The sequence below is a fragment of the Pseudoalteromonas thalassia genome, from assembly GCF_049257215.1.
Taxonomy (GTDB): Bacteria; Pseudomonadota; Gammaproteobacteria; order Enterobacterales; family Alteromonadaceae; genus Pseudoalteromonas; species Pseudoalteromonas lipolytica_C.
Window position 1 is genome coordinate 57,740 of sequence record NZ_JBMMUE010000010.1, and the last position, 25,569, is coordinate 83,308.

At 41.2% G+C, this 25,569-nt stretch carries 16 protein-coding genes and 1 pseudogene; 14 read left to right on the forward strand and 3 right to left on the reverse strand.

The features are described from left to right. Window positions 1-11: 11 nt before the first annotated feature. The 4 genes and pseudogenes from AAEU31_RS12860 to AAEU31_RS12875 all read left to right on the forward strand — a co-directional run. The gene (locus AAEU31_RS12860; RefSeq protein WP_421967399.1) at window positions 12-335 is read left to right on the forward strand and encodes a hypothetical protein; all 324 of its coding nucleotides are present in this window, start codon (window positions 12-14) and stop codon (window positions 333-335) included. Window positions 336-362: 27 nt separating this feature from the next. Further along, entirely contained in the window at window positions 363-1,085 is a 723-nt protein-coding gene (locus AAEU31_RS12865; protein WP_421967400.1) for a hypothetical protein, read from the forward strand. 431 nt (window positions 1,086-1,516) lie between these two features. Beyond that, entirely contained in the window at window positions 1,517-3,991 is a 2,475-nt protein-coding gene (locus AAEU31_RS12870; protein WP_421967401.1) for a hypothetical protein, read from the forward strand. A 341-nt stretch (window positions 3,992-4,332) separates the two neighbouring features. Next, window positions 4,333-4,455: pseudogene (locus AAEU31_RS12875) on the forward strand (integrase); the annotation flags it as partial. A gap of 298 nt (window positions 4,456-4,753) precedes the next feature. Here AAEU31_RS12875 and pdxR read toward each other — a convergent pair. Beyond that, entirely contained in the window at window positions 4,754-6,226 is a 1,473-nt protein-coding gene (gene pdxR / locus AAEU31_RS12880; protein WP_421967402.1) for a MocR-like pyridoxine biosynthesis transcription factor PdxR, read from the reverse strand. Window positions 6,227-6,324: 98 nt separating this feature from the next. Here pdxR and AAEU31_RS12885 point away from each other — a divergent pair, with 98 nt between their 5' ends. Further along, window positions 6,325-7,041, forward strand: coding sequence for a GNAT family N-acetyltransferase (locus AAEU31_RS12885; RefSeq protein WP_421967403.1), 717 nt, complete (start codon window positions 6,325-6,327; stop codon window positions 7,039-7,041). Between the two features lie 578 nt (window positions 7,042-7,619). On the opposite strand, the gene AAEU31_RS12890 is transcribed toward AAEU31_RS12885, so the two are convergent. Next, the gene (locus AAEU31_RS12890; RefSeq protein WP_421967404.1) at window positions 7,620-9,068 is read right to left on the reverse strand and encodes an efflux transporter outer membrane subunit; all 1,449 of its coding nucleotides are present in this window, start codon (window positions 9,066-9,068) and stop codon (window positions 7,620-7,622) included. 115 nt (window positions 9,069-9,183) lie between these two features. Here AAEU31_RS12890 and AAEU31_RS12895 point away from each other — a divergent pair, with 115 nt between their 5' ends. The 6 genes from AAEU31_RS12895 (at window position 9,184) to AAEU31_RS12920 (ending at window position 18,360) form a co-directional block, all read left to right on the forward strand. Further along, entirely contained in the window at window positions 9,184-9,801 is a 618-nt protein-coding gene (locus AAEU31_RS12895; RefSeq protein WP_421967405.1) for a TetR/AcrR family transcriptional regulator, read from the forward strand. A 79-nt stretch (window positions 9,802-9,880) separates the two neighbouring features. After that, entirely contained in the window at window positions 9,881-10,996 is a 1,116-nt protein-coding gene (locus tag AAEU31_RS12900) for an efflux RND transporter periplasmic adaptor subunit (protein WP_421967406.1), read from the forward strand. Continuing rightward, a complete protein-coding gene (locus AAEU31_RS12905; RefSeq protein ID WP_421967407.1) occupies window positions 10,993-14,058 on the forward strand; it encodes an efflux RND transporter permease subunit in 3,066 nt (1,021 codons plus the stop codon). Before AAEU31_RS12900 ends, AAEU31_RS12905 begins: the two co-directional genes overlap by 4 nt. Before the next feature lie 40 nt (window positions 14,059-14,098). Next, a complete protein-coding gene (locus AAEU31_RS12910; protein WP_421967408.1) occupies window positions 14,099-14,908 on the forward strand; it encodes an oxidoreductase in 810 nt (269 codons plus the stop codon). Between the two features lie 54 nt (window positions 14,909-14,962). Next, window positions 14,963-16,249 (forward strand): beta-ketoacyl-ACP synthase II, encoded by a 1,287-nt coding sequence (gene fabF / locus AAEU31_RS12915; protein WP_421967409.1) that lies wholly within the window; start codon window positions 14,963-14,965, stop codon window positions 16,247-16,249. A 521-nt stretch (window positions 16,250-16,770) separates the two neighbouring features. Then, window positions 16,771-18,360: a Na/Pi cotransporter family protein gene (locus AAEU31_RS12920; protein WP_167658077.1), complete on the forward strand. Its 1,590-nt coding sequence runs from the start codon at window positions 16,771-16,773 to the stop codon at window positions 18,358-18,360. A gap of 357 nt (window positions 18,361-18,717) precedes the next feature. Here the strand turns inward: AAEU31_RS12920 and AAEU31_RS12925 are convergent, their stop codons facing one another. Next, on the reverse strand, window positions 18,718-19,221 hold the full coding sequence (locus AAEU31_RS12925) for a hypothetical protein (protein ID WP_421967410.1): 504 nt from the start codon (window positions 19,219-19,221) through the stop codon (window positions 18,718-18,720). A gap of 489 nt (window positions 19,222-19,710) precedes the next feature. On the opposite strand from AAEU31_RS12925, the gene AAEU31_RS12930 reads away from it, so the two are divergent. The 3 genes from AAEU31_RS12930 to AAEU31_RS12940 all read left to right on the forward strand — a co-directional run bounded on the left by AAEU31_RS12930 (window position 19,711) and on the right by AAEU31_RS12940 (window position 25,568). Further along, window positions 19,711-23,517 carry a glycosyl hydrolase gene (locus AAEU31_RS12930; RefSeq protein ID WP_421967411.1) on the forward strand — a complete coding sequence of 1,269 codons (3,807 nt, stop codon included), beginning with the start codon at window positions 19,711-19,713 and terminating at the stop codon, window positions 23,515-23,517. A gap of 338 nt (window positions 23,518-23,855) precedes the next feature. Continuing rightward, window positions 23,856-24,338, forward strand: a complete 483-nt coding sequence (locus tag AAEU31_RS12935) for a hypothetical protein (RefSeq protein ID WP_235404572.1) — start codon at window positions 23,856-23,858, stop codon at window positions 24,336-24,338. Between the two features lie 363 nt (window positions 24,339-24,701). Continuing rightward, window positions 24,702-25,568: a hypothetical protein gene (locus AAEU31_RS12940; RefSeq protein ID WP_199526767.1), complete on the forward strand. Its 867-nt coding sequence runs from the start codon at window positions 24,702-24,704 to the stop codon at window positions 25,566-25,568. The last annotated feature ends 1 nt before the right edge of the window (window position 25,569 follow it).

Below are 25,569 nucleotides of genomic sequence, written 5' to 3' on the forward strand. Positions count from 1 at the left end.
GGAGTAAGAGCATGGTGTTTTTAGAATTGATTGGTTTTCTTATTTTTGGTGTGTTGTTAGGTGGTTGGCTTTATTCTGGGCTGTTATCCCTACTTGTCTGTACCTTCGGGAAAAGTGACTTTATCTTACCGGGATTTATCGCTGTAACACTCGTTTTTCTGGGTGTCTGTATTAATTTTGAGTTCTCACTAATAACCTTTTTAACTCATAGTGAAGAACCTGTGACTGGGCCAATATCAGCAATCAATTCAGTTGTTGATAAAGTGAAATATCCACTGTTAGTAGCAGGTTCAATTATAGGGGCCAAGCTGAGCTATAGAGTTTTTTATTTTTAATAATCATATAAATTGGAGCTTCAACATATGATAGATCAACATGGCAAAGATGGTAAAGCCGAACAGTCTGTAAATAAGTCGGTTGGAAAAAAGTTGTGTGAGTTATATGGCGATGTAAAAGAGTCATTTAGCTTGGAATACATAACTAACTTATCTTCTGGTCAGGCTATTGGTGAGTTCTTAAAGCTAGCATTTGCCCCGATGTATCTAACGTTTTTTCTAGGTCTATTTACTTTATTGGCCGATAAACAATGGAACGGTGTGTTTCTTAACGCTATAGATGAATTTATGCAATTAACAGGGCTAAAACTATGTTTATACATATTACTTTTTGTCTTTGGTTTTAGTTTGTTGTTTTATCGATGGGAACGATTAACTTCTTTTTTCGCTGTAGTTATTAGGACATTGTCGCATACTGGATTTGCTATATCGGCAATATTGGCGGGAGTTATGATCGGTATTGCTGTACCAGCTAGCATTGATGCAAACAGAATAGGTCCCCTTGGAGCTTCCTTAACTATAGCGCTAGGTATGGCGGCATTGGCAACAATTTTCTATTATTCTGTAAAGCTATTTTGCAGCAATTTAAGGTCGGAAATAGATTCTGCTTTTGGTGAGCATACAAGTAAAGTTACTGCTATTATTGGAGTGATCGTAATTGGAGTTGCATTTAATTCTATGTTCATAGAAGAAAAATGGGATAGGGAACGTGAACAAGTCACAGCATGTGACTCTAAAACAGGTGTTTAAGCCCATGGCCTTGAAAGCCTTTTAAATAAAGGCTTTCAAGAGGTTTCCAAATACTATTGCACAACGCCTTGTTTTTTTCATTGAAAAATATGGCAAAGTTTCCAACTAGGTTTGTAACAAGGTTTCTCGTAAGTTATTGAAAAATACAGGGGCTGAGTTTCCGACTAGTTCTGCCGTGATCATGATTTGATAACTGGTAATGAAGATTGTGACAGTTTTAATGAAGTCTGTGACAGGTAATTAAGATTGTGACAATCTAGCTAGTAGAACACTAAAAAGGCGAACCGAAAGGTTCGCCTTTTTGTTTACTCGTTTTTGCCCCAAAACGTGTTAGCAAGCGTTATAACTTCTTTTTATGACGAACAATTTGACCTAACTTCAATACTATTGCAGAGTGCTAACAGGACTATGGTTTTGATAAGTTTTGCTAAATGGAAAATAAAAAAAGCGTCAATGTAAGATACTCAAATCGTCCAGTTAAAGTTGCATTTATTGTTCCTTTAGCTGATGACAACACTCAGTGGATTTTAGATGGTATTTTTGACGAAGCATACTCTCGTTGGGGTGGTATTAAATCTTTATTAATCCCTTTCAGTAATGACGCTTTCATACCTGATAGATATTTAGACTGGCTAGAACAATATGATCCGGATTTTGTTTATTCCTATGTAGATCTAACACCAGAACAAATCAATATAATCAATGAGAAATCTCTACCTATTGAAATGATAAAGCATGAAGTTCATGGTGAAGTTGAGAGGTGGAATCAATTCATTCCTAGTTGGCCTTATGGCTTTGTTCCTATTAGAGCAATTTCTACAATTAGCAGTCCTTATGCGAAGTACCAAGGTTGGTCAAATGAAACTCAGCCAAATATGTACATAACGCAACACTATGAAAATGATGAATATCGATTCTTACCAGATAACTTTGGTATATCTCAGGGTGGTGGTGGTTCTAATCTAGGGCGGCAGAATATTTTCGGCACTGTTTGTTATTGTGCACAAGATCTGCCCATATATAACAATGTTGGTGATGAGCGTTGTCATAGCTTAGCTGAACTTTTGGGCAGATTATCCCAAAAACAGGTCAAAACTTTCTCAATGCTTTCGAGCATTCATGCATCAATGATTAACCACCCAAATGATTATGACTGGTCAAATAGTTTTAATTTATTTGTTGGCGATACCGCAGCAGATCGGCTGAATTTTTGGAACAGCAGGTTGTTGTCTAAAAATAACGAACAACATGATTTCAGCGCTCTCTGTATTTCAAAATCTCATCTTGATGACAATAACTTTTTAATAGCATTAGGTACGTTTATTAATGCTCATAATTTCAAAGGGCAAGGTAAAGGCCCTAATTCTTTAAGCTTACGAAGCTTATCTATTGCCAAAGAGGACTGCCAACAACTAGCCCAACAACTGCAAAACTATACTCATAGTCATGTTACAGTGCCAGACAAGTTCGACAGTCCTGCATTACCGAGTGAGCGAGCATTCAGTGATCATTATAGTATTGAGTCAGGAATAACAAGCTCTCTAAAAGTCTATGAGCGCAATAATAAGTTTGTAGTAAATGAAGTCGAGCACTTTAAATATCTAACGCCTGATCTATATGATTTTAAAACAGGGCAGTGTGTCTCTAACCTACAGATAGAGAAACCAAAAGAAAATTATGAAGTGGTAGATGGTTTCAATGATTGGAAGCTACCGAGACGACTTGAGGCGACATTAGCATTCACTAAAAATCGTGCGAAAGTATCTAGACATGGTTTCATTACCGCAATCCCTGATGCTCCACGACAAATTTTTAATGGAATACCAAAACATGAGTTAACTATTTCTTTGTCAATACCTAATGAAGAAGAAGTATTGCAGTGTCTCGTTCTAGAGTATACCCATAGGATAAGGTTTGAACATGATATGCGTATACAATTGGTCACTGACAAATACTATGACTTAGAATTGTCCGATAAAGGTCAAAAACATCGTGGTGTTATCTCATTGTTTAACGGCGACCTGTCTCATGCGGGCATCTTAGCTAATTCTTACTGGCGAAAAATAGTTAGAAAGTCGATAGGTAATGAAAAAGAGTCATTTTCTCTTAATAAGCTTACATCGATAATTGATCAAAATACTCCTGTAAGCCTCGCACACATTACTGATCAAATGAGACTTGGAAACGTTGGTAAAACAAAACAGTATTTAAAAAATAACCTTAAAGACACCATCGAATACTTAGTTCATCAAAACATATTAATTCAGGAATACAGATGGCGTTGTTCATACTGCGGTAATGAAAATGGATTGACTCTAGACACAATCAAACTGGATAACAATTGCTCAATTTGTAATAAGCTGCATAAAACGCCAATTGATATGGAGTGGAAATACAAAGTTGCTCCGTTTATAACCTCCGCACTTATTGAGCAAAATGGATTGACCGTACTTTGGGCAATCGATCATTTAATGGATGTTTTCCGTCGTGCACAGGCATTTTATTTACCCGAAATTAACCTCTTTAAAAATCGCGAAGGCAATGAGAATAATGAGCTTGATTTACTTGCTGTCATTGATGGTAAATTTGTTGCGGCAGAAGTTAAACTAAGTGCAGCTAGCTTTGTAGATAACCCTCACGAAGTCGCTGCGTTTATTGATGAAATCCAAAGGTTGTCCCCTGATATAGCCTTTCTTATCTGTGAGCAATACTGCCAAGAGCAGGCTGATATAGATGAGTACAAGGCAAAAATAGAAGAAATTACTGATAATATTCGTGAAAAAGTTCCTAATGTTGAAGTGAAGGTTATTGTTGCGAATGAGATAGATAGCTTTACTGAGGTACCTATTGAACTAGGGCCTTATGGTGAAAGAACCCATGCGTTTTTTGAGCGGTTGGATGAGTAAATCATGAGCACAAGATCATGAGTGTATTGTTGCGTAATCATCGCTACTCTACAGTTTTTATGATTTAGAAATGAATTTTCTAAAAGGTGAGTCTTACAAATTAATCTAACTCACTTTTGTCCAGTGATGAGTTAACATCAAACTAGCAGCATTTAAGCTTTAAAGAATTATAAAAATAGGCCGATACAAAACCATGTAACTGAAACAGGGACGTGTTATGAAGGTTATTTCTGAAAATTTACCGCAGCCACTAAATAATCACAATGTGACATTAGAATCACCCAAAGATGGGGAGGTTCTTTTAAATACTGAGCTGAAAAAGTTGGCGGATGACATATATCACTAAAGCTACTTTGGTAAATGCTCGAACCAAAAATATACGGACCGTTCAGTTACTAGTTGGTCATACAAAAACTGATACCACCATCAGATATTTGGGAATAGAGATTGAAGACGCCATTTAGGTATCGAGAGAAAACGATTATTGATTTAACGTAGGCAGTTTTCTTGCGCTGCCTTTACCTCAAAATGAGTTGAGCATTCATTTCAGTTGCACTCAATTCAGAGTGTTTCACGATGCAATTACTAATGTAATAGGTAAGCGCTTAATTACCGTTCTTCTATTAAGCAATTAGAGAAAGTGGCCAATTCTATGTTTTTAAGTGGCTCAATTAAATGAATAGAGTTCTCTCGATATCAGTTTACTTGTACTTGTGTTGATTTGGTCTTTGTTTGGGGCTGTTTATCGGTATTTTTAGGGTATTAAAATTTATACTCCTTAAATTTTATTAATTTGGAAAGAATATCTACCGCCTCAGGTATTTTATCCTTGTGAGTATTTCCATAGCCAATGACTAATCCACTATGGTTGGACTGAGCTTTACTATAAAATGTAGAAAGAGCATGCACGTTAATGCCTAGTTCCTGTGCTTTCCTTGCAATATATTTATCATCGATACTTACTGGCAACTTTAAAGTCAAATGCATTCCTGCACTGCCGCCAAGTATCCAATTCTGTTTAAAGTGTTGAACCAGTGCTGTTTTCAATACTTTCTGTCTCTCTCTATAAATACGCCTCATTCGTCCAAGATGACGTCCAAACTCGCCACTTGTCATAAAATCAGCAAGTGCAGTTTGTTGGATCTGATTGCTACTCCTTAGCAATTTTGATAGGACAGGAGCTGCTTGGTTCATTATTTGTTTTGGAAGAACCATAAAGCCGATTCTTAATGTGGGATACATCGTTTTACTAAATGAACCAATATAAATCACAGGAGAATTGTTTATTAACCCTTGCATGCTGGCAATAGGTGAGCCTAAGTGGCGAAAATCACCGTCGTAGTCATCTTCTATGATCCAAGAGCCTGCTTTTCTGGCCTGGTCAAGAAGTTCAAGCCTGCGCGACACTGAGAGTACGGATCCTGTCGGATATTGATGAGCTGGAGAGGTAAAAACCAACTTGGGAACATTGGTTAACCACAGATCATGAGGAACGGAAATCCCCTCTTTATCTACAGGAATAGGGATTATTTTAAACGTTTCGATATCTAATACAGACTTAGCTCCGTTATAACAGGGGTCTTCTATCCATATTGTATCGTCAGGATTAGTCATTAACTTCACACAGAGTTCAAGGGCTTGCTGCGCTCCCTCAGTAATAACAACTTGCTCAGCATCGCATTGAACTCCCCGCGAAATTTGCAGGTGTACTGCAATCGCTTTTCTTAGCGACTGTTCACCAAGAGGATCTTTACTTGCTAACGAATGACGATAAAGCTGTTTTACAGCACGCTCGAGTGAACGCCGCCATAATGCCAATGGAAAGTCCGTCAGGGAGGGTAATCCTGGAGCTAAAAGTGCGGCTGTTGGCAGTGATTGAGAACTAACATCTGAAAATGTTTCCCACCGATTGGCTAAGGTAAATGGTTTTTCTTTCGTTTCTATATCAGAATTTAAAACCTCACTTTGAAGGTTCAATTTGGCAACTCTTGTGCCTTGTTGATCCGCAATAACATACCCTTCTGCCGCTAAGTGTTCGTAGGCCAATACGACAGTATTGCGTGAGATGCCAAGTTCAGACGCGAGAGTTCGGGAAGAAGAGAGCACAACTCCTGAAGGTAAACGCCCTGACAAAATAGCTCTCTGTAATCGTTCTACTAATTGTTTATGTAAAGAGATTTTCTCGCCAGTTGGTGTCTTTGCATAAGGTTCAAGAACGCCAGTAATGTCAATCATCCTCGTGGTACCATAAAATATATTATATGTGGCTCTTTTTATCATACCATGGTTCTTTTATTTTGGGTTCACCTAGAAACACAAAATAGGAAAGTGAAGTGGCAGTAAGATTAAATGAATTTCAGCAGCCCATAGGTAGAGATTTAACAGGGTGGACAGAAGCAAAACAGCCAGAGAAAACGACATTTACAGGACAGTTTTGTCGTTTAGAACGTCTTGATGCTTCACGACATGCTGAAGAGCTCTTTGATGCATTTCAAGATAATTCTGATGATCGAAATTGGACGTATCTGCCTTACGGTCCATTTAGTTCGTACGATGTATACCGCGAATTCCTAGTAAGTATGGAAGGACTCAGTGATCCGTTTCATTATACAGTCATCGATAAATCGACAAACAGGGCAGTGGGTACTCTCTCTTTAATGCGTATTGATCAAGCGAACGGAGTAATAGAGATCGGTCATGTTGTTTACTCTCCAAGAATGCAGCGGACACCACTTTCAACAGAAGCCATGTCCCTTTTACAAGATTACATTTTTGGAGAGCTTGGGTATCGACGATTGGAGTGGAAGTGTGACTCATTAAACGAGCCTTCTCGAACCGCTGCGGAACGTTTTGGATTTACATTTGAGGGCATTTTCCGACAGTTGCAAGTAACCCAAGGACGAAACAGAGATACAGCTTGGTACTCGCTTCTCGACAGTGAGTATGCGGTATTGAAATATGCATATAAAGCATGGCTTACCCGAGGTAACTTTGATGAATCGGGTCAGCAAGTAAATAAGCTGGCTGATCTCATTTCCAAATTAAGATAACTCAGTTATAAACTTGTCGGTGTTTACCGATAAACATAATGCCTTAGTAAAGTGTCAATCAACTACTTACTAAAGCTTTTTCTGACTTTTTTTGCGATTATTAATTGCCTTTGCATACTTTTTATATATCTAAAAGTCGATAGGCTACCTTTCATCACTCACGTTTGAGCAAATGGTTGTGGGCAATATTAAGTCGTGTTTTGGGTGTCAGTGGCAATGCACAAAATACATTTAATCTGTGATTCAAAAACGTGTATCTATACGTTTTGAAAATTCAAATACATCGCAGACAAACTCCTAGTCTGCGATTTTAACGACGATTTTTCCTTCTGTATGGCCCTATACTAGATAATAAAGTGCTTGATTGGTTTGCACTTCTAGATTCAATAAGTTTGCGAATTTCGTTGAGCGACCCACCAAGCTTAGTCGTTGTCCAAGTATTTGTAATAATACTAGGTATTGATTCTTATTGCTTCAACTTGAGCACTAATGGGATGAAAAGGCCTTCTAGGATGTATTGCTCCTTCCTGTTATTGATAACGTTTGATTCGAATTTAACCCAAGTGAAGATGTTGACATTACAGGTTTTCATCATCAGCTTGCCAGCCACCGCCAAGTGCTTTAAACGCACCTATTGCTGACATTATAGTCTCGGCTCTTGCAAGCGTTTCCTCATCCGATGCTCGCAGTAAACGTTCATCAGCTTGAAGTACCTCTAACTTGCTGCTTATTCCCCTCTGGTACGCAGAAAATGAGGCGTTACGTGCATGTTGAAGCGCATCAACTCCCTGCGATACTATCTCAGTTTGTTGCTCCTTTTTTGCCAATGTTATGAACGCACTTTCCACATCTTCAGTGGCTTTCAGAACCGCCAGTCTATAGGCAGCAAGCATTTCTGTTTCACGGCCTTTGGCCTGCGCAATTTGAGCATCGATTCGACCAAAATCAAACAAGCGCCAACGTAAACCCAAGATGCCAGCAGCTTGGTTAGCGCCGTTTCTAAATAAATTTCCTTCAGTTATAGAAGTCGCACTACCCAGCAGCCCACTCAGTGAAAATTTTGGATAATACTCGGCAATCGCGGCACCAATCTTTGCATTTGACGCTGCCAGATGCCGCTCAGCAATGATAAGGTCAGGGCGGCGCGTGAGCAAGTCACCTGGTGTCCCCATGTTGATAGTCTTTGGGATTAAAGGAAGCGGGGCGCTTGTAGCAAGTTCTGCGCGATGTGATCCGGGAGGTGTCCCCAGTATCACGTCTAGTGCGTTCATTGTTGTCTCTAGGTTTGCCTCCATAATCGGAATAGTCGCTTGATATTGAGCGAGCATCGCTTGTGTTTGATGAACTTGGCGCTCTGGTACTAACCCTTTGCTGTAAATGAGATTAGTCAAATCGAGCATCTGCTGATGGGTTTCTACTTGTTTTCGAGCAATGTCGAGTCGAGCTTGTATGGCACGAATGTTGACGTAGATGCTTGCGGTTTGTGCAGCTACGGCCAATTGCGTTGCCGCAATTCCTGCTGAAGTTGCTTGGTACTCAGCTTGAGCCGCCTCTTGGTCTCGGCGGAGGCCTCCAAACAAATCTAGCTCCCAACTAGCATTCAGGTTGGTTTCGTAACTGCTGCCATAACGATCAAAGCTTGGGGATGAGTTCAATACTTGTCCCAAAGGAGTTTCGACTGATTGATAGGCGCGAGCTGTCTGACCCGAGATTCCTCCGGAAGGAAGCAGGGCTGCATTCGCAGCACCCAACCCTGCTCTGGCTTGAGCCAGTCTTGCCGTTGCCTGAGCCAAATCAAGGTTCTGATCAAGGGCAATGGCGATGTAATGAGTCAGTTGCTTGTCACCAAATTTTTCCCACCATACTTGTAGATGAGCATCGGTCGTTGTTTCTTGTTTGCCAACAGAGACCTGTCCATAAAAGTGATTGGGGGTAGACAGTTTCGGAGGGATGTAGTCAGGCCCAACAGCACAACCAGCTAACAAACTGCTTAAAGAAAGCATAAGGAATGAGTGTTTTATAAGCATATTATTACCAATAATTGACAACGAGTGACCATATTACCATTTGGTCACTCGTTGTCAATCTAGCCGTTACACGTTAGAATTCAGACACGAATATATAGAAGTTAGAGAGAAGGTTATGGGTGAAGAGCACAACAGTCCTACATTGAATCGAGGTCCTGTTGATCATGATGTGCGTGATCAGATTGTTATGGCAGCTACAGAACATTTCAGCCGCTACGGTTATGGAAAAACCACTGTCTCAGATTTGGCAAAATCAATTGGTTTTTCAAAGGCATATATATACAAATTCTTTTCTTCTAAACAAGCCATTGGCGAAAGTATCTGTACAAACTGCTTAGGTGGGATTGAGGCCGACGTTCGAAAAGCGATAGAAGATGTTGACCAGCCGCCAGAGAAGCTGCGTCGGATGTTTAAAGAAATTGTTCAGGCAAGCTTTCGGCTATTTTCCCAAGACCAAAAGCTCTATGAAATTGCTGCTTCAGCCGCCGCTGAACGTTGGCTGGCAACTATTCACTATGAGCAAAACATTAAATTGCTACTTCAAGGGATTCTTCAAGAAGGGCGTCAATCAGGAGATTTTGAGCGAAAAACACCGTTAGATGAAATGACGACAGCTATCTATCTGGTTATGAGACCTTATTTGAATCCTCTTATGTTGCAACACAACTTTGATTTCATTGATGAGGCTCCAGTTCAGCTTTCCAGCTTGGTTCTTCGCAGCCTCGCACCTTAAAATAAAAAGTGACTATTGACTAATTTGGTCACCAGTATAATAATTGCACTCCTGAACAGTCCTTCATGGAGCCTTATGTATGTCTCGTTACAACATACTTACAATTGCAATTATCACTGTTTTACCGCTGGTCTTAACGGCTTGCGGTGAAGAAAAGCAGTCCGATCCCCGTACTGAAGCGCCTCTGGTGCGGACCGTTACGATTAGTACGTCCAGTGCTGAATCACGTTCTTTCACTGGCGTCATAGCGGCTCGAATAGAAAGCGACCTTGGTTTTCGTGTATCAGGTAAGGTGCTAAAACGCCTTGTGGATACCGGACAAGTGGTGAAGCGCGGACAAGTACTGATGCGACTTGACCCTATAGACCTGAAGCTCGCTGCTCATGCCCAACAAGAGGCCGTTGTGGCGGCCAAAGCTGCGGCGAAACAGGCGGTGGAAGATGAAGCCCGCTATCGGGATTTACGCGGCACTGGCGCTATATCTGCTTCGGCTTACGATCAAGTAAAAGCCGCTGCGGATACGGCGGAAGCTCAGCTGCGTGCAGCACAAGCACAAGCTGAAGTTGCAATCAATGCTACCCAGTATACGGATCTTGTCGCTGATGCTGATGGAACCGTAATTGAAACTCTTGCTGAGCCTGGGCAAGTTGTGAGTGCCGGTCAGATAGTGGTCCGAGTTGCGCATGCAGGAGCTCGGGAAGCAGTGATCCAGTTACCTGAAACCTTGCGCCCTTCATTGGGTTCCACGGGACAAGCACAGCTTTTTGGCCGACCTGATATGTCGTCGGTTGCAAAGCTCAGACAGCTTTCAGATGCCGCAGACCCCGCCACACGTACTTTTGAAGCAAGATATGTACTTACCGGAGCACTGCAAGACGCTCCTTTAGGCTCTACCGTTACCATTAACGTAACCAATGAACGCTCCGTTTCAAAAACAGGGTTGCAAGTACCCATTGGTGCTTTGTTTGATGCTGGTAAAGGAACAGGAGTTTGGAGTGTCGATGGAGAGCCTTCTAAAGTATCTTGGCATCCCGTCACGGTTTTAGACCTTGGCGATGATTCTGCGCTTGTTAGTGGTCAAATCAAACAAGGTGATCAAGTCGTCGCTCTCGGAGCTCATCTGTTACACGATGGTGAACGGGTGCGTGTTGCAGTTTCTTCTTCCGGGTCAGTTGCAGGGGGAGCACGTCCATGAGCGAGAGTCGTTTCAATCTCTCGGCGCTCGCAGTACGTGAACGCGCCGTCACTCTATTCCTCATACTGTTAATCTCTATTGCTGGAGTTATCTCATTCTTTAAGTTAGGGCGTGCTGAGGATCCTTCTTTTACTATCAAGGTGATGACAATTGTCACCGCTTGGCCCGGTGCTACCGCCCAGGAAATGCAGGATCAGGTTGCCGAGAAGATCGAAAAACGGATGCAGGAGCTACGTTGGTATGACCGTACCGAAACCTTCACTCGTCCAGGACTTGCCTTTACCACGTTGACCTTGTTGGATAAAACGCCTCCATCTGAAGTACAGCAGCAGTTTTATCAGGCCCGCAAAAAAATCGGAGACGAAATTCGTAATCTTCCTGCCGGTGTCATGGGACCATTCATTAATGACGAGTATTCCGATGTCACTTTTGCGCTTTATGCACTCAAAGCCAAGGGTGAGTCTCAACGATTACTGGTTCGTGATGCAGAATCACTACGTCAACGTTTGCTTCATGTCCCTGGTGTTAAAAAGGTCAATATTATCGGTGAACAGCCAGAGCGTATTTATGTGGAGTTTTCCCATGAACGCTTGGCAACATTAGGGGTAAGCCCACCGGAAGTTTTTGCTGCTCTCAACAATCAAAACGTGCTGACGACCGCGGGTTCAGTTGAAACTAAAGGACCAGAAGTTTTTATTCGTTTGGATGGTGCTTTCGACAACTTAAAAAAAATACGCGATACCCCTATTGTAGTTAAAGGGCAGACGTTAAAGTTGTCAGATATTGCTACGGTAAATCGCGGTTATGAAGATCCGGCCACATTCATCGTACGAAATGACGGCGAGCCAGTGCTGTTATTGGATATCGTTATGCGTGATGGTTGGAATGGTCTTGACCTTGGCAAATCGCTTGCCGAGGAAGTTGGTGAGATTAATGCCGAAATGCCTTTGGGTATGAGTCTATTCAAGGTAACAGATCAGGCAGTGAACATTCACGCTTCAGTCGATGAGTTTATGATCAAATTCTTCGCAGCATTGGCCGTTGTGATGCTAGTAAGCTTTGTTAGTATGGGATGGCGGCCAGGTGTAATTGTTGCTGCGGCCGTGCCTTTAACGCTTGCCATTGTTTTTGTTGTCATGCTGGCGACGGGGAAGAACTTTGACCGTATCACTCTGGGCTCTTTGATTCTGGCGTTGGGGTTATTAGTGGATGACGCCATTATTGCTATCGAAATGATGGTGGTGAAAATGGAGGAAGGTTATAGCCGTATTGCCGCCTCTTCCTATGCCTGGAGTCTGACCGCAGCTCCCATGCTTTCAGGAACACTGGTGACTGCTGTAGGATTTATGCCCAATGGCTTTGCACGTTCCTCTGCCGGTGAATATACCAGCAATATGTTCTGGATTGTCGGGATTGCACTTATCGCATCCTGGGTAGTTGCGGTGGTATTTACACCATACTTAGGAGTCAAGTTATTACCTGACTTTAAGAAAGTCGAAGGTGGGCATGGTGCAATTTATAATACGGCTCGTTACAACCAATTCCGCCAGTTTTTGGGACGGGTCATTGCCAAAAAATGGTGGGTAGCGGTATCAGTCGTAAGCCTGTTCGTTATCGCTGTACTCGGTATGTCGGCTGTTAAGAAACAATTTTTCCCTATTTCTGACCGACCAGAAGTGTTGGTTGAAGTGCAGATGCCTTACGGTACTGCTATCACACAAACTAGCGCAGCTTCGGCCAAAGTTGAGCATTGGTTAGCGCAACAAAAAGAGGCCAAGATTGTCACCGCTTATATCGGTCAAGGGGCTCCAAGATTCTTCTTATCTGTAGGGCCTGAGCTTCCTGATCCTTCTTTTGCCAAAATCGTCATTCGTACTGACAACCAAGAAGAACGAGAGGTGTTGAAACATCGCCTGCGTCGAGCTATCGCTGATGGTTTAGCGCCGGAAGCGCGAGTGCGTGTGACTCAACTGGTATTCGGCCCCTATTCGCCATTTCCAGTGGCGTATCGGGTGACAGGTCCTGATCCAGGTGCATTGCGCAACATTGCGAATGAAGTACAACAGGTTATGGAAGCAAGTCCCATGATGCGCACTGTAAACGCAGATTGGGGAACTCGTGTACCTACCGTACATTTCTCATTGCAGCAGGATAGGCTTCAGGCTTTAGGCTTGAACTCCAATAGTGTCGCTCAGCAGTTACAGTTCTTGCTAAACGGTATACCAGTAACCAGTGTGCGGGAAGATATTCGTACCGTTCAGGTAGTCGCTCGCTCATCGGGTGAAACACGGCTTGATCCATCTAAAATAGAAAACTTCACTCTGGCAGGAGCTCACGGTGAACGTATTCCTTTATCTCAAGTCGGTAACGTTGAGATTCGACAGGAAGAGCCAATCATGCGCCGTAGAGATCGGGTGCCAACTATTACTGTACGTGGTGATATTACCGAAGGCTTACAACCGCCGGATGTATCGCATGTAATTACTCAGCAATTACAACCCATCATACAAAAATTGCCTAGTGGCTATCATATTGTGGAAGCGGGCTCTATTGAGGAGTCCGGTAAGGCCAGCGTAGCCATGCTGCCACTTTTCCCGATCATGATAGCGCTAACTCTATTGATCCTCATCCTCCAAGTGCGCTCATTTGCTGGCATGGTGATGGTATTTCTAACGAGTCCTTTGGGACTAATTGGCGTGGTGCCAACTTTGCTTTTGTTCCAGCAACCATTCGGTATTAATGCGTTGGTCGGATTGATTGCTTTGTCCGGAATTTTAATGCGTAACACATTGATCCTAATTGGACAAATTCACCACAATGAATTATCCGGTTTGGACCCATTCCATGCGGTTGTTGAGGCCACAGTGCAGCGTGCTCGCCCAGTAATACTTACGGCTCTGGCCGCAATTCTTGCTTTTATTCCCCTCACACATTCTGTGTTCTGGGGAACACTGGCTTACACGTTGATTGGCGGAACTTTTGCTGGAACCGTTTTAACACTGGTATTCCTTCCAGCCATGTATTCGATATGGTTCAAAATCAGACCTAACCACGTTAGCTGATTCTGAATTTTTTAATGCTCATATTTTAAGAGAAAATTTTATGTCTAAATTAAAAAATGTTGTTGTAGTAACGGGTGTATCATCTGGAATTGGTCGTGCAACCGCTGAGATGTTTGTCAAAAGAGGGTGTGATGTCTTTGGCACGGTACGTAACATAGAAAAGTCTGCGCCGATATCTGGTGTTAAACTGGTCGAAATGGATATCCGCAACGAAGAATCTATTCAACGTGGAGTCCAATCCATCATTGCTAAAACCCAAAGGATTGATGTTCTTGTAAACAGCGCAGGTGCGAGCTTGATTGGCGCTACAGAGGAGTCTTCTGTTGCCGAAGGTCAAGCTCTTTTTGATACTAATGTTTGGGGGGTGTTACGCACTATACAAGCGGTATTACCGTATATGCGTGAGCAGCGTTCGGGGCGTATTGTTAATATTAGCTCTGTGCTGGGGTTTCTACCAGCACCTTATATGGGTTTATATTCTGCCTCTAAACATGCGGTTGAAGGCCTTTCTGAGACCCTAGATCAAGAGGTTCGTGAATTCGGAATTCGAGTTTCACTGGTCGAACCTTCATTCACAAAAACCAATCTGGATATTAATGCTCCTGTTGCCGCTGAGCTTATATCGGCCTATGACTCAACTCGCGGGGTTGTTTCTCAAGCCATTCAAAACAATGTGCAAAAAGCGCCGGCGCCTGATGGAGTAGCAAATACAGTAGTTCATGCTGCATTGGGAGCGTGGAAAATGCGTCATACACCAAAAGGAGAAGCTTCACTTCTTAGAAAATTACGTCGCTTCATGCCTGCTAACCCAGTTGAAAAAGGCATCAGAAAAACATTTGGCATGAAATGACCCTCATTTTGGGGCTAGTTCTTTCGATATACTTTTGAAACAAGAGATATAATCATGAGTAAAACTAATGAAGTGAGAGTGGTTGTCACTGGTGTGGGGGTCGTAAGCCCTTTGGGTGTAGGTACCGAGGTGGTTTGGCAACGAATGCTAGCGGGACAATCAGGAATTCGAAACCTACCTAAAGATGTCGCTGATGGAACGGGAGCGAGCGTGGGTGGTTTAGTCCCTACATTGGAAGAAGACCCTCTAGCAGGTTATGACCCCGACAGTCTTATTTCGGTTAAAGAACGTAAGAAGATGGACCGTTTCATTGAGTTTGCACTTGTTGCAGCGGATGAGGCGCTAGCGCAAGCGAACTGGCATCCAGTAACTGTAAAGGAGCAAGTACGAACAGCAACGATTATTGCTTCAGGGGTTGGAGGATTCGGAGCTATTGCCGAGGCGATCCGTACAACAGATTCTCGAGGGCCCCGTCGCCTATCGCCTTTTACTGCCCCTTCTTTTCTTGCCAATATGGCGGCAGGTCAGGTATCAATCAAGCATGGATTCAAAGGGCCTCTGGGTGCACCAGTAACAGCATGTGCGGCTGGGGTTCAGGCTATCGGTGATGCGGCTAGGCTTATTCGGAGCGGTGAGGCGGATATTGCGATATGCGGGGGAACAGAGGCCGCTATCGATCGGGTTACGCTTGGGTGTTTTGCTGCGGCTCGCGCTCTATCGACAGGGTTTAACGATAATCCTAAAGAAGCCTCACGTCCGTTTGACCAAGACCGGGATGGATTTGTGATGGCCGAAGGGGCAGGTTTATTGGTCATTGAATCGTTAGAGCATGCGAAGGCGAGAGGCGCTAAGCCTTTGGCTGAAATTGTTGGATATGGAACCAGCGCAGATGCTTACCATTTAACTGCTGGCCCAAAAGACGGCAATGGTGCACAGCGAGCTATGCAACAAGCTTTGATGCAAGCGGGGATAGCTCCAAGTGAGATACAACATATCAATGCGCATGCTACCTCAACTCAAGTTGGAGACAAGGGGGAACTGGCCGCAATTCGGGCTGTATTTGGTGAGGGGGCGGATGTAGCAATTACATCAACAAAGTCTAGTACAGGCCACTTACTTGGAGCCGCAGGTGGAATAGAGGCTATATTTACTTTGCTGGCAATCAGAGATCAAGTTGTACCTCCAACTTTGAATCTTAACCATCCAGATGAGTCAGCTCGGGGGCTGAATTTAGTAAAGTTGATTAAAAAGGATATAAATATTCAGTATGCGCTATCAAATGGATTTGGTTTTGGAGGGGTTAATGCCAGCATCGTGTTTCGGCTTTGGGATCGAGACTAGTTTTAGACGTTTACTTCGACACTAGATACATCCACCTGAACAATCGTAAGCGACCACTAAACTGGTGCTCGAACAAACTGAAATATTCGCCGACGGATCGCACAATTAAAGTGCAAAGGAAAGGTCATTCCTTTCCTTTTACTAATTTATTCACTTAAAATTTGAGAGTTGGTGCACTTGGAATTGAGTCACCTAGCACCTAGCACCTAGCTAACATGTGTTCTTAAACTGATAGCTTACGGCTGTAAGCTCTTATGTTTATCGCGCGAAATAAATTTCACGCCTACGGATGAGCATTTCAATTTAACTATGCGCAGGCACTATCTAATCTGAGTTCTAACGACTGATATCTAATATCTCTTTTTTGTTCGGCGTTAAAACGCCTCCTAAGCCTCGAATCTCGCTCCTCGTAACTCGCCCCTAAAACCAGTTACTTTGTTTTCGATCATTGCGCTATAAGGTACTCAAATCTATACTTTTTGTATCGATCTTGATTAACAATATCAGCACTTTATAAGCGAATGGAAAATCTGAACATAGCCATGGCTGGGCTAACCGCCATTATCCTTTTTATTTTTGGGCTTGAGAACTTTTCTCGGGAAATTGAAAGTATATCGGGGGAGCGCTTTCGTAAATCGTTAAGTCGCGCGACTAACATTCCTATTTTTGGGGTGCTAATTGGCGCTGTGGTGACGGCCTTTATTCAATCGAGTTCTGCGACGTCGGTGATCACCATAAGCCTGGTTAATGCGGGTGTGTTAACGTTTAAAAATAGTGTCGGTATTATTTTTGGGTCAAATGTGGGCACCACCATAACGGCTCAGCTGGTGGCTTTTAAGCTGACGGTATTTGCTCCAGTGATCATTATTATTGGCTTTTTTCTGTCGCTGACTCGCAATCGCTTTTCTATTTTTGGTAAGGCGATTTTCTATTTCGGTTTTGTCTTTTTTAGCCTTAACCTGATTTCTTCATCACTTGCGCCATTACAAAACAACCCTGCGTTAATTGAGATTTTAACTCAGCCGCAAAACCCACTTTTAGCGATTTTAGTGGGCTGTGTATTTACTGCTATGGTGCAGTCGAGTTCGGTGACTACTGGGCTTGCCATTGTTTTTACTCAGCAAGGTATTTTGGGGCTTGAGAACGCGGTACCCATTATTATGGGGGCCAATATTGGTACCACAGCAACTGCTATGATCTCGGTGTTTGGTATGGATATCGCAGCAAAGAAAGCAGCGTTGAGCCACCTGTTGTTTAATGTGGGTGGGGTGCTTTTGTTTCTGCCTTTCATTTTATTGTTTGGTGATAAGTTAAGTGAAATTACGCTTGATCCCGCTGTCGCACTGGCAAACATCCACTTTATTTTTAATGTGGTTGCGAGTTTAGTTTTTATTGTTTTTGTTAACCCTTTTACGCGCTTTGTTGATTTTCTGCTTGGTGAAGGAAAAATGGACTTTGAACGCCTTGAATTGCCCACCTACCAAGAAGATGAAGAGTTTCAGCATGTCGTCGATAAGTTAGAATCAGGTAACCAACAACTGCTTAACTTCTTAAAAGAAAACTACAATCAGGTCACGCTGAGCTTAGAGACCAACTACAAGGGTATTCAAGATACTGCACAAAAACGCTTGGAATATGTCAGTTTTGTTGAGAAGGAATACATCACTTATTTCACTACTATTGTTAGTAAAATCAATGACGAAGAGCAGTCGCGAGAGTTAATGCTGCAAATTAACCGTTTTGATTATTTGTTCCAAATTCATGATTCCATCATTGATCTGTTTGAAAGCAAGCGGATTATGAATGAACAATTTATTGAATTAGAAAGCGATATTTTGATTATGATCCGTGAACTTTCGAGTGATACGCTGACCTTGTTCACCCATACCAGCGAGAATTTAGAACAACCTAAAAATGACGAAATAGATAAAGCAGCTAGGTTATTGCAACTGCATCTGAATCAGGCGCAGCGTAAGTTATTAATGCTACTTGCTGATACCAACAGAAAAGATGCCGGTACACTGACAAATTTCGTCACCTATTCACAGCGCCTTAAAGATAAACTGCTGAACTTACATAAAATGTATTCACGCAAAAATGCCGAGTTGTAGGAGGCATTTTTAATGCTGAAACCCAACAAGTTAGCAAGTTACAAGGGGAAAGGGTAAAGGAGCTTGTAGGTTTAAGTCATAAGTTCTATGCTAGATTTTGCCTGAACATCGCCAAGGTCAACCCCGATACCAATGACGTGAAATTTATTTCGCGCGTCGTAATGAATTATGTTTCCCTCTAAAGCAGAGCATCTTTTGTCCTCTTTGTGATTATTGCAATCTCGGTGTAGCGCGAAGCGCCTCGGAGTGCTCTGTGGTTCAATATTTTTTGCATAAAGCGTAACGGATGTGAAAGAGAAGCCCCTCCTAAGATTCAAGAGCCTATGAATGGAAAAACGTTTTTCGTTACAGTTATTCTTACAATTGCTCTTTAATATACTGTAATTTATTTTTGTGACGTCTCTTATACCTTTTAATAACGAGGGAGCTAGTTTTAAGTTGTTTGCTAAAGAATAACACCGCTAGTAATAAGTTAAACAAAATAAAAAAGCTAGATAACTTTAAAGCATTAACAGATTGGACGTAAAGGTCCGTTAATAAAATTATAAAAAAAGTAAAAAGTGATATTGAAATCGCTGTAATAACCAGCCCTTTAAAAATTTTTATGACCCAGGTTTTACCAATAGATAAAAGTACACCAAGTGTTATACATGCACATGTTCCAGAAAAGAAAACAATTACTCTAGGTGTCAGATCTTTAAATGATTCATAAGGCCAAAGAACCATTAATACTAAGAATGCAGCTGATGAGTAGCTAAAAATACTAGCAACTATAGATATAGCGCAAGTTAGAATGTATTTAAAATTTTGCTCGATTTCAATCAAGGGGGTATTTTTAGTCTTCACTTTCTTAGCTTTCATATAAATTAATTTTTATTTAATCATTATAAATCCTTTTAGTGAATTCGATAGCTTTGTTTTTTGTAAAACTTTTTACCGTTTTTATTATTTTGATACCGAAAATGTAATTAGTTTTGTTTTTTTTGATGCTATGTTTTTTGCTTTTCACTTAAATTTTATAAGGTGTTGTTTTAAAAGTTTAATATGTAAATGTTTTGTTTTTTCATGATTTAAATAAGCATTTAATTGATGTAGTCATTGCAACAGGTTAAAAACTAAGCTACAAATTAAAATGCTTAAATGTAAGCGCTTTCATTTTTGTTTTGTATTTAGATAAGCCTCAACCCGGCAACGCTATATTAAATGTAAGCGAGAGATTTAGAGGAATAAGTAATTATGGAGAATAATAATGAAGCAGAGTTTACATACATTAATTTTTATTAAAATCAGTTGGGTAGGGAAGTTAATACATATTCAAAATGCTGCTCGCGAATATCAAGGAACTGAATTATGAAATTATTTTCAAAAACAGCTTTCGTGTTAGGGATGTTGTTGGTTGGCTACTTGCCAGCATCACATGCTGCTTGGGAGGCAATCAATGGCAATATTAAAATTGGCCAAGGTAAGCGCACCTACAATAAGAGCGAGAAAATATTAGGTGTTGTCGTTAAAATTAAAAATGAAAGTAATAATCAATATATTGAACCCTTAAGGTTAGTTATCTCTCAAAGTAGTCATAATGTCATAAACCAAGATGGGATTACCGAAAGTGGTTTACCTTATATTTTGCTAGAAGGTGTTATTTTACCGAGAAAAAAACTACATACATTTCTTGAGTTTTCTTACACACCATCGAAGCTATTTTTTGATGGTTACTTAGAGCAGTATATTGAAGACCCTGAGCCAGAAGATATTACGCCACCCGTTATAACTTTAGTGGGTGATGCAGAGTTTGCCCATGAACAAGGCACTTTGTTTGTTGATCCTGGTGCGACAGCTATTGATGATAAAGACGGTTCCGTCGATGTTGTTGTTGATGGTACTGTTGAAGAAGTTGCCGGTAGCTATACCTTAGTGTACTCAGCCTCGGATGTAGCTGGTAATAGTGCTTCAGTATCGAGATTAGTCACCGTTGCAGATACTTTATCACCAGTAATTACATTATTAGGCGATCGTGAAATTACTTTAGCCTATGAACAGAGTTATGTTGAACTTGGTGCTACAGCCTCAGATTTAGTTGATGGTGATGTCACGGTTGATATAAGCGGTGAAGTATTAGCAGAACCGGGGGAGTATACGATTACTTATACTGCATCAGACTTGGCTGGTAATTCGGCGACAGAAACGCGATTAGTGACGGTGTTGGAAGCACCAGTCTTTGAATTAATCGTGCTGAGAGGTGGTGAAGTTGGCCAAGAGTGGGACCGTAAGTTAAATGCGTTTGATGCAGCTATAGATTACGCTGAATGCAATGAAGATGGTGGTGCGGGTTGTCCAAGTATTAGTTGGGAATGGGTATACGATACCGAGCGTGGTAACGTACTACAGATTTCACATGCTGATAATAATCAACTAGCGGGTTTCTTTATTGGTTCGTCAGATGCTGTAGATCTTTCTGCTTTTGAAACAGGGCAATTAAAATTTGATGTGCAAGTTGTCAGTGGTGATAGCAATATTACTTTCAAATTAGATTGTTTTTACCCATGTACGTCTGGTGACTATCCAATTGGCGAGAAAGGTAAAGAAGGTTGGGAAACGGTTACTATTGACGTAGCTGATTTAAATAACCGCGGCTTAAACCTTCAACAGGTCAACACTGGAATTGTTATTTGGGCAAGCCAGTTCACTAATACCGTATTTAAGTTAGATAATATTCATTTTATAGGGAACGGTGATGTACCGCCTCCGCCACCACCAGTTGATTTTGAATATCAAATATCAAATTACGGCTTAGGAACAATTTCAAATGCAATAAACCCGAACAGTTATCGCTGTGTTGTTGATTACGGTAACTGGATTTACAACGCTGGTGTTGTTGAGCCAGCGATTGATGCATGCGATGCTCTAACGGGTATTCCAACTGGCACTCCCAAAAAACGCTACCCTCAAGTTATTGGTGATGCAGCGACCAAACCGACACCAACACATAAGTGGTGGGGGTCAGTCTCATTCCTAGGGGAAATGACAATAGGCGATCCAAATGATGGAGCCTATATTACGCCAGATCCTATCACTGCCAGAATTACTGATCGCGGGTTTAGGATGATGGGTATTCCGGCTGGGTTGCGTACTTCGGGTAATAGTTTTGGCTATCAAATCCCAGATCCATTCAGTGAAGTATTTGACGGTTTAGCAATTGCCAATAGTATACACAGCGATTTAAACGCTTATGTTAGTGATTCTAGCGATGCAAGTGTCACTATTCAGTGGCTAAATAGTGACGAACTAGTGGTAATGCAAGCGACTTTTGTTCATGGATCATCTTATGTTTACCTTAAAGCATTTGACGGTGACTTTGTTATAAAAAGCTTGCGAGCCGATGGGGGTGAAAAAGGTGTTTATTTTCAAAAAGACAATCATTTGGGCATATGGACTAATGTTGCCGGTAATCACAATAACTTCTTGATAAGCGGCGAAGGTACAACGGTATTTGAAAATATAAGCTCAAATAGTATTGGTGTAATCAACGAAGCGAAAGAAATTACTGTAAGCTGGTTACCTGTGCTGAATGCAACACCTACTGAAGCGCAAATAAATGCCTTTGCTACATTAGCCCGAAATGTTGTTAACCGAGTTGAAATAGATTACGCGGTAGATAGAAGGGATAACAGTGTGACTGTTACTCACCGTTACTTTGATGCAAATAGCCAGCCTATTTCGACGCTTGTAGGACTACAGCCGCTGCATTGGAAAAATGCAAACCTAGCAACTCAATACCCAGTGCGCTCAGCTCGTGGTATTACTAAGTATGCTCAAGTCAGCGAGTTTTCATATAAGTTACCTTATGTTGGGGTACTGCCTAGTTTGCCAACGCTTTCTGACAGTTTGGATGAACAAACCTTTGTGACCTTACTTGATGAGTTTTTTACGATTGAAAAAGCAATGTGGAATACCAGAACTGATGCTTATTGGTCTGGTAAAAACTACAGCAAAGTTGCCGAGTTAATTGCATTAGCTGACCAAGCAGGTATGCAATTACAAGCAAACGAGATGCGTAATTGGCTCAAAGCAGAGTTACAAGATTGGTTTACTGCAGAAACTAATGATGCGTTAGATGAAGTGAAGTACTTTGTTTACGATAATGATTGGAATACGTTATTAGCGCTTGAAGAGTCATTTTCATCGCATCAACAATTGAATGATCATCATTTCCATTATGGCTACTTTATTCGCGCTGCGGCCGAAATTTGTCGCGTAGATAAAGCATGGTGTAGTGCAGATCAATTTGGTCCTATTATCGAATTATTAATCAGAGATTTTGCCGCAGGCAAAAACGATGAAATGTTTCCGTATGTAAGAAACTTTGATCCTGCTAACGGTTTTTCATGGGCGTCAGGTAGCGTTAACTTTGTTCGAGGTAACAACAATGAATCTACCTCTGAGGCTGCTAATGCGTACGGATCTATTGTTCTATATGGATTAATTACTCAAAACGAGGAGCTTGTTGAAAGAGGAATGTATTTGCATGCATCCACCTCGGCAGCATACTGGGAGTATTGGAATAATATTGATGGCTTTGCTCAAATGAATGATGAAGCAAATAATTTTCCTAATGATTATCCATATATCACAACATCGATTATTTGGGGTGATGGAGCCGTATTCTCTACTTGGTTTAGCGCAGCTTACGCGCACATATTAGGAATACAAGGATTGCCAACCAATCCACTTATTATGCATGTAGGCTTATACAAAGATTATATGAATAACTATGTTGATCTTGGTTTGTCTGAATCGGCAAATAATTTGCCGTCAGGGTTAATACCTGACCAATGGCGAGATATTTGGTGGAACTTGATGGCAATGACTGATGCAAGCAGCGCTATTGATGACTACAACTCAGTTGATAGTTACGAGCCAGAAGTGGGAGAAACTAAAGCTCATACTTATCACTGGATCCACACATTAAATAGTTTGGGCCAAATTGCTACAGGTACCGGTGCGTTAACTGCTGACCTCCCTAGTGCAATGGCGTTTAATAATGCAGGTGTAATAACTTATGTTATTTATAACTACAACGATACCCCAGTCACAGTTTCCTTCAGTGACGGTACTGCAGTGATTGCCAATCCTAACCAGTTCACAGTTTTAAAATAATTACGATATTAATACTTAGACATCACTAAAAAGCCCATTTTTAATGGGCTTTTTTAACTGAATGTAAGCGAAAATAAACGAACATAGACATCAACTTTTAGCATTGAAAAGAATAGAGTATTTAGTCGAAGGTATGTTCGTTTTTTGAATTAAGTGTTGAATTAGTTTTACCTTGATATTTATATTAAATTAATAGCTATTAATGATTTTTTTAAATTTTTTATTTGAATTGGTTTTAATTTTTTTTGAAGGTTTTTGGTTATGGTCTATTATTTAAATTGTTATTTTTTTTGTTTTTAATTTAAATAATCGCTGTTCAATTAAAGCAAGGAATGGTAATGAACTTTGTGATTACTTATTTAGTTGCGTGGCTATTGTTAGTCGCGTTGTCATATGCAGGGTTGGAGTATTTTGCAACACATACTTTCATCAAGAGTATCGATTTAGCTCTAAGGTGTGCCTTGGTAGCTGTAATAGGTGGCATACTATATTGTCTACGCTCTGTCTATTTAAACCGGTGTCTTCATGACCAGTGGAGTAAATCATGGGAAGTTTGGTATTATTTGAGGCCAATCACTAGTTTCATTTGTGGTGTTGTAGCGTACATATTTTTAAAAGCGGGATTAGTTGTTTTAGATGCGTCTCAAAATACCGCGGATGATAGTTATGGGAATTATGGTTACTATGCTTTTGCTTTCTTTGCAGGATCAAATGTAGATAAATTCGTAGCAAAAATTGAAGAAATTGGTAAATCTTTATTTGGTATAGAAAAAACAAGAAATTCAAAATTGAGTGATCTAAAAAAGGAAAATAAAGAATAAATGAGTTTTTTATACTGTCTTTTTATTAATCCCAAAAATAAGAGGGTGGTATTTTATTTAATTAAGTTTGAATTCTAGATAAAGATTATTGCCTAGAACAACTTTTTGACAAATGTTCAAAGCTTTTGAATGGACAAAAGAGCAGGGTTTAGTTTAACTATTTCAGTAAACAACGCAATTTTTATATACCTAGCACCTCCCCCCCACGTTTTTCTCCAAAAACTAATAATTTGTACTTAAAAAACACCCAGAAGTTAAATTATTGTAAATTTATTCTTGCTTTCGTACCTGTTTGGTCTATGTTTTTGGTCGGAGGTCACTCCTCCAACCTGATAGATATAATTACAATCAACAGGAACACACATGAAAATAAAAACACTCTCACTAGTGCCAGCTTTAATGTTGGCAGCGGGTATCAGCCACAGTGCTTTTGCTGCGCAAGGAGTCGCATTTGTGCACGGTACAGGCCAGCAAAGCGATGCGTATAATGACTATTGGACAGGCAGTTTTGTCGACACGGTTCGCCAAGGTTTACCAAACAGTAGTAATTACACGGTCATTAATTGTGATTTTGATCAGTACATGTGGGCCGATGCGGCATCTGGCTGTTTGGCAGGGCAGCTCACTACATTTATCAATAATAAAAACATTACTGATTTAACTCTGATCACCCATTCTAATGGCGGTAATGTGGTGCGTTGGATTTTATCTAACCCAACATGGGATAGCCGTTATCCAAATATTATTAGCAAAGTCACGCGTACCATTGCTCTGGCTCCTTCAAGTGGTGGTACGCCTCTGGCCGATGCGGTCATAGCAGGTAATTCGTTCGAGCAAAGTTTAGGTTGGCTTTTAGGCTACGGCAGCGATGCAGTAAAACAACAGCAGGTATCTTGGATGGCGTCGTATAACGCACAGTGGTTGTATGGCACACCAAACCGCCCAAGTTTACCGTCTCGATTCGAAACTGTGGTGGGCAGTGATGTTGAATCAGCGGTATGGGATAGCGACAGCTATTGTGGCGGTTATCAAAATCAAGTGGGCCTTGAAGTAACACAAAACTGGTTAGACAGTTGTTCAGATGGCTTTTTAAATTGTAGTTCTCAGTCGTTAGCTGGGGTGGTGTGGTTTACCGATAAATCACGAACTAAAGGCCGTGAACCTTTAAGTCATCAGCAAAGCCGACGCAACTGCTTTGGTTTGCCAGACATGCTTAAAAATCGAATTTAGG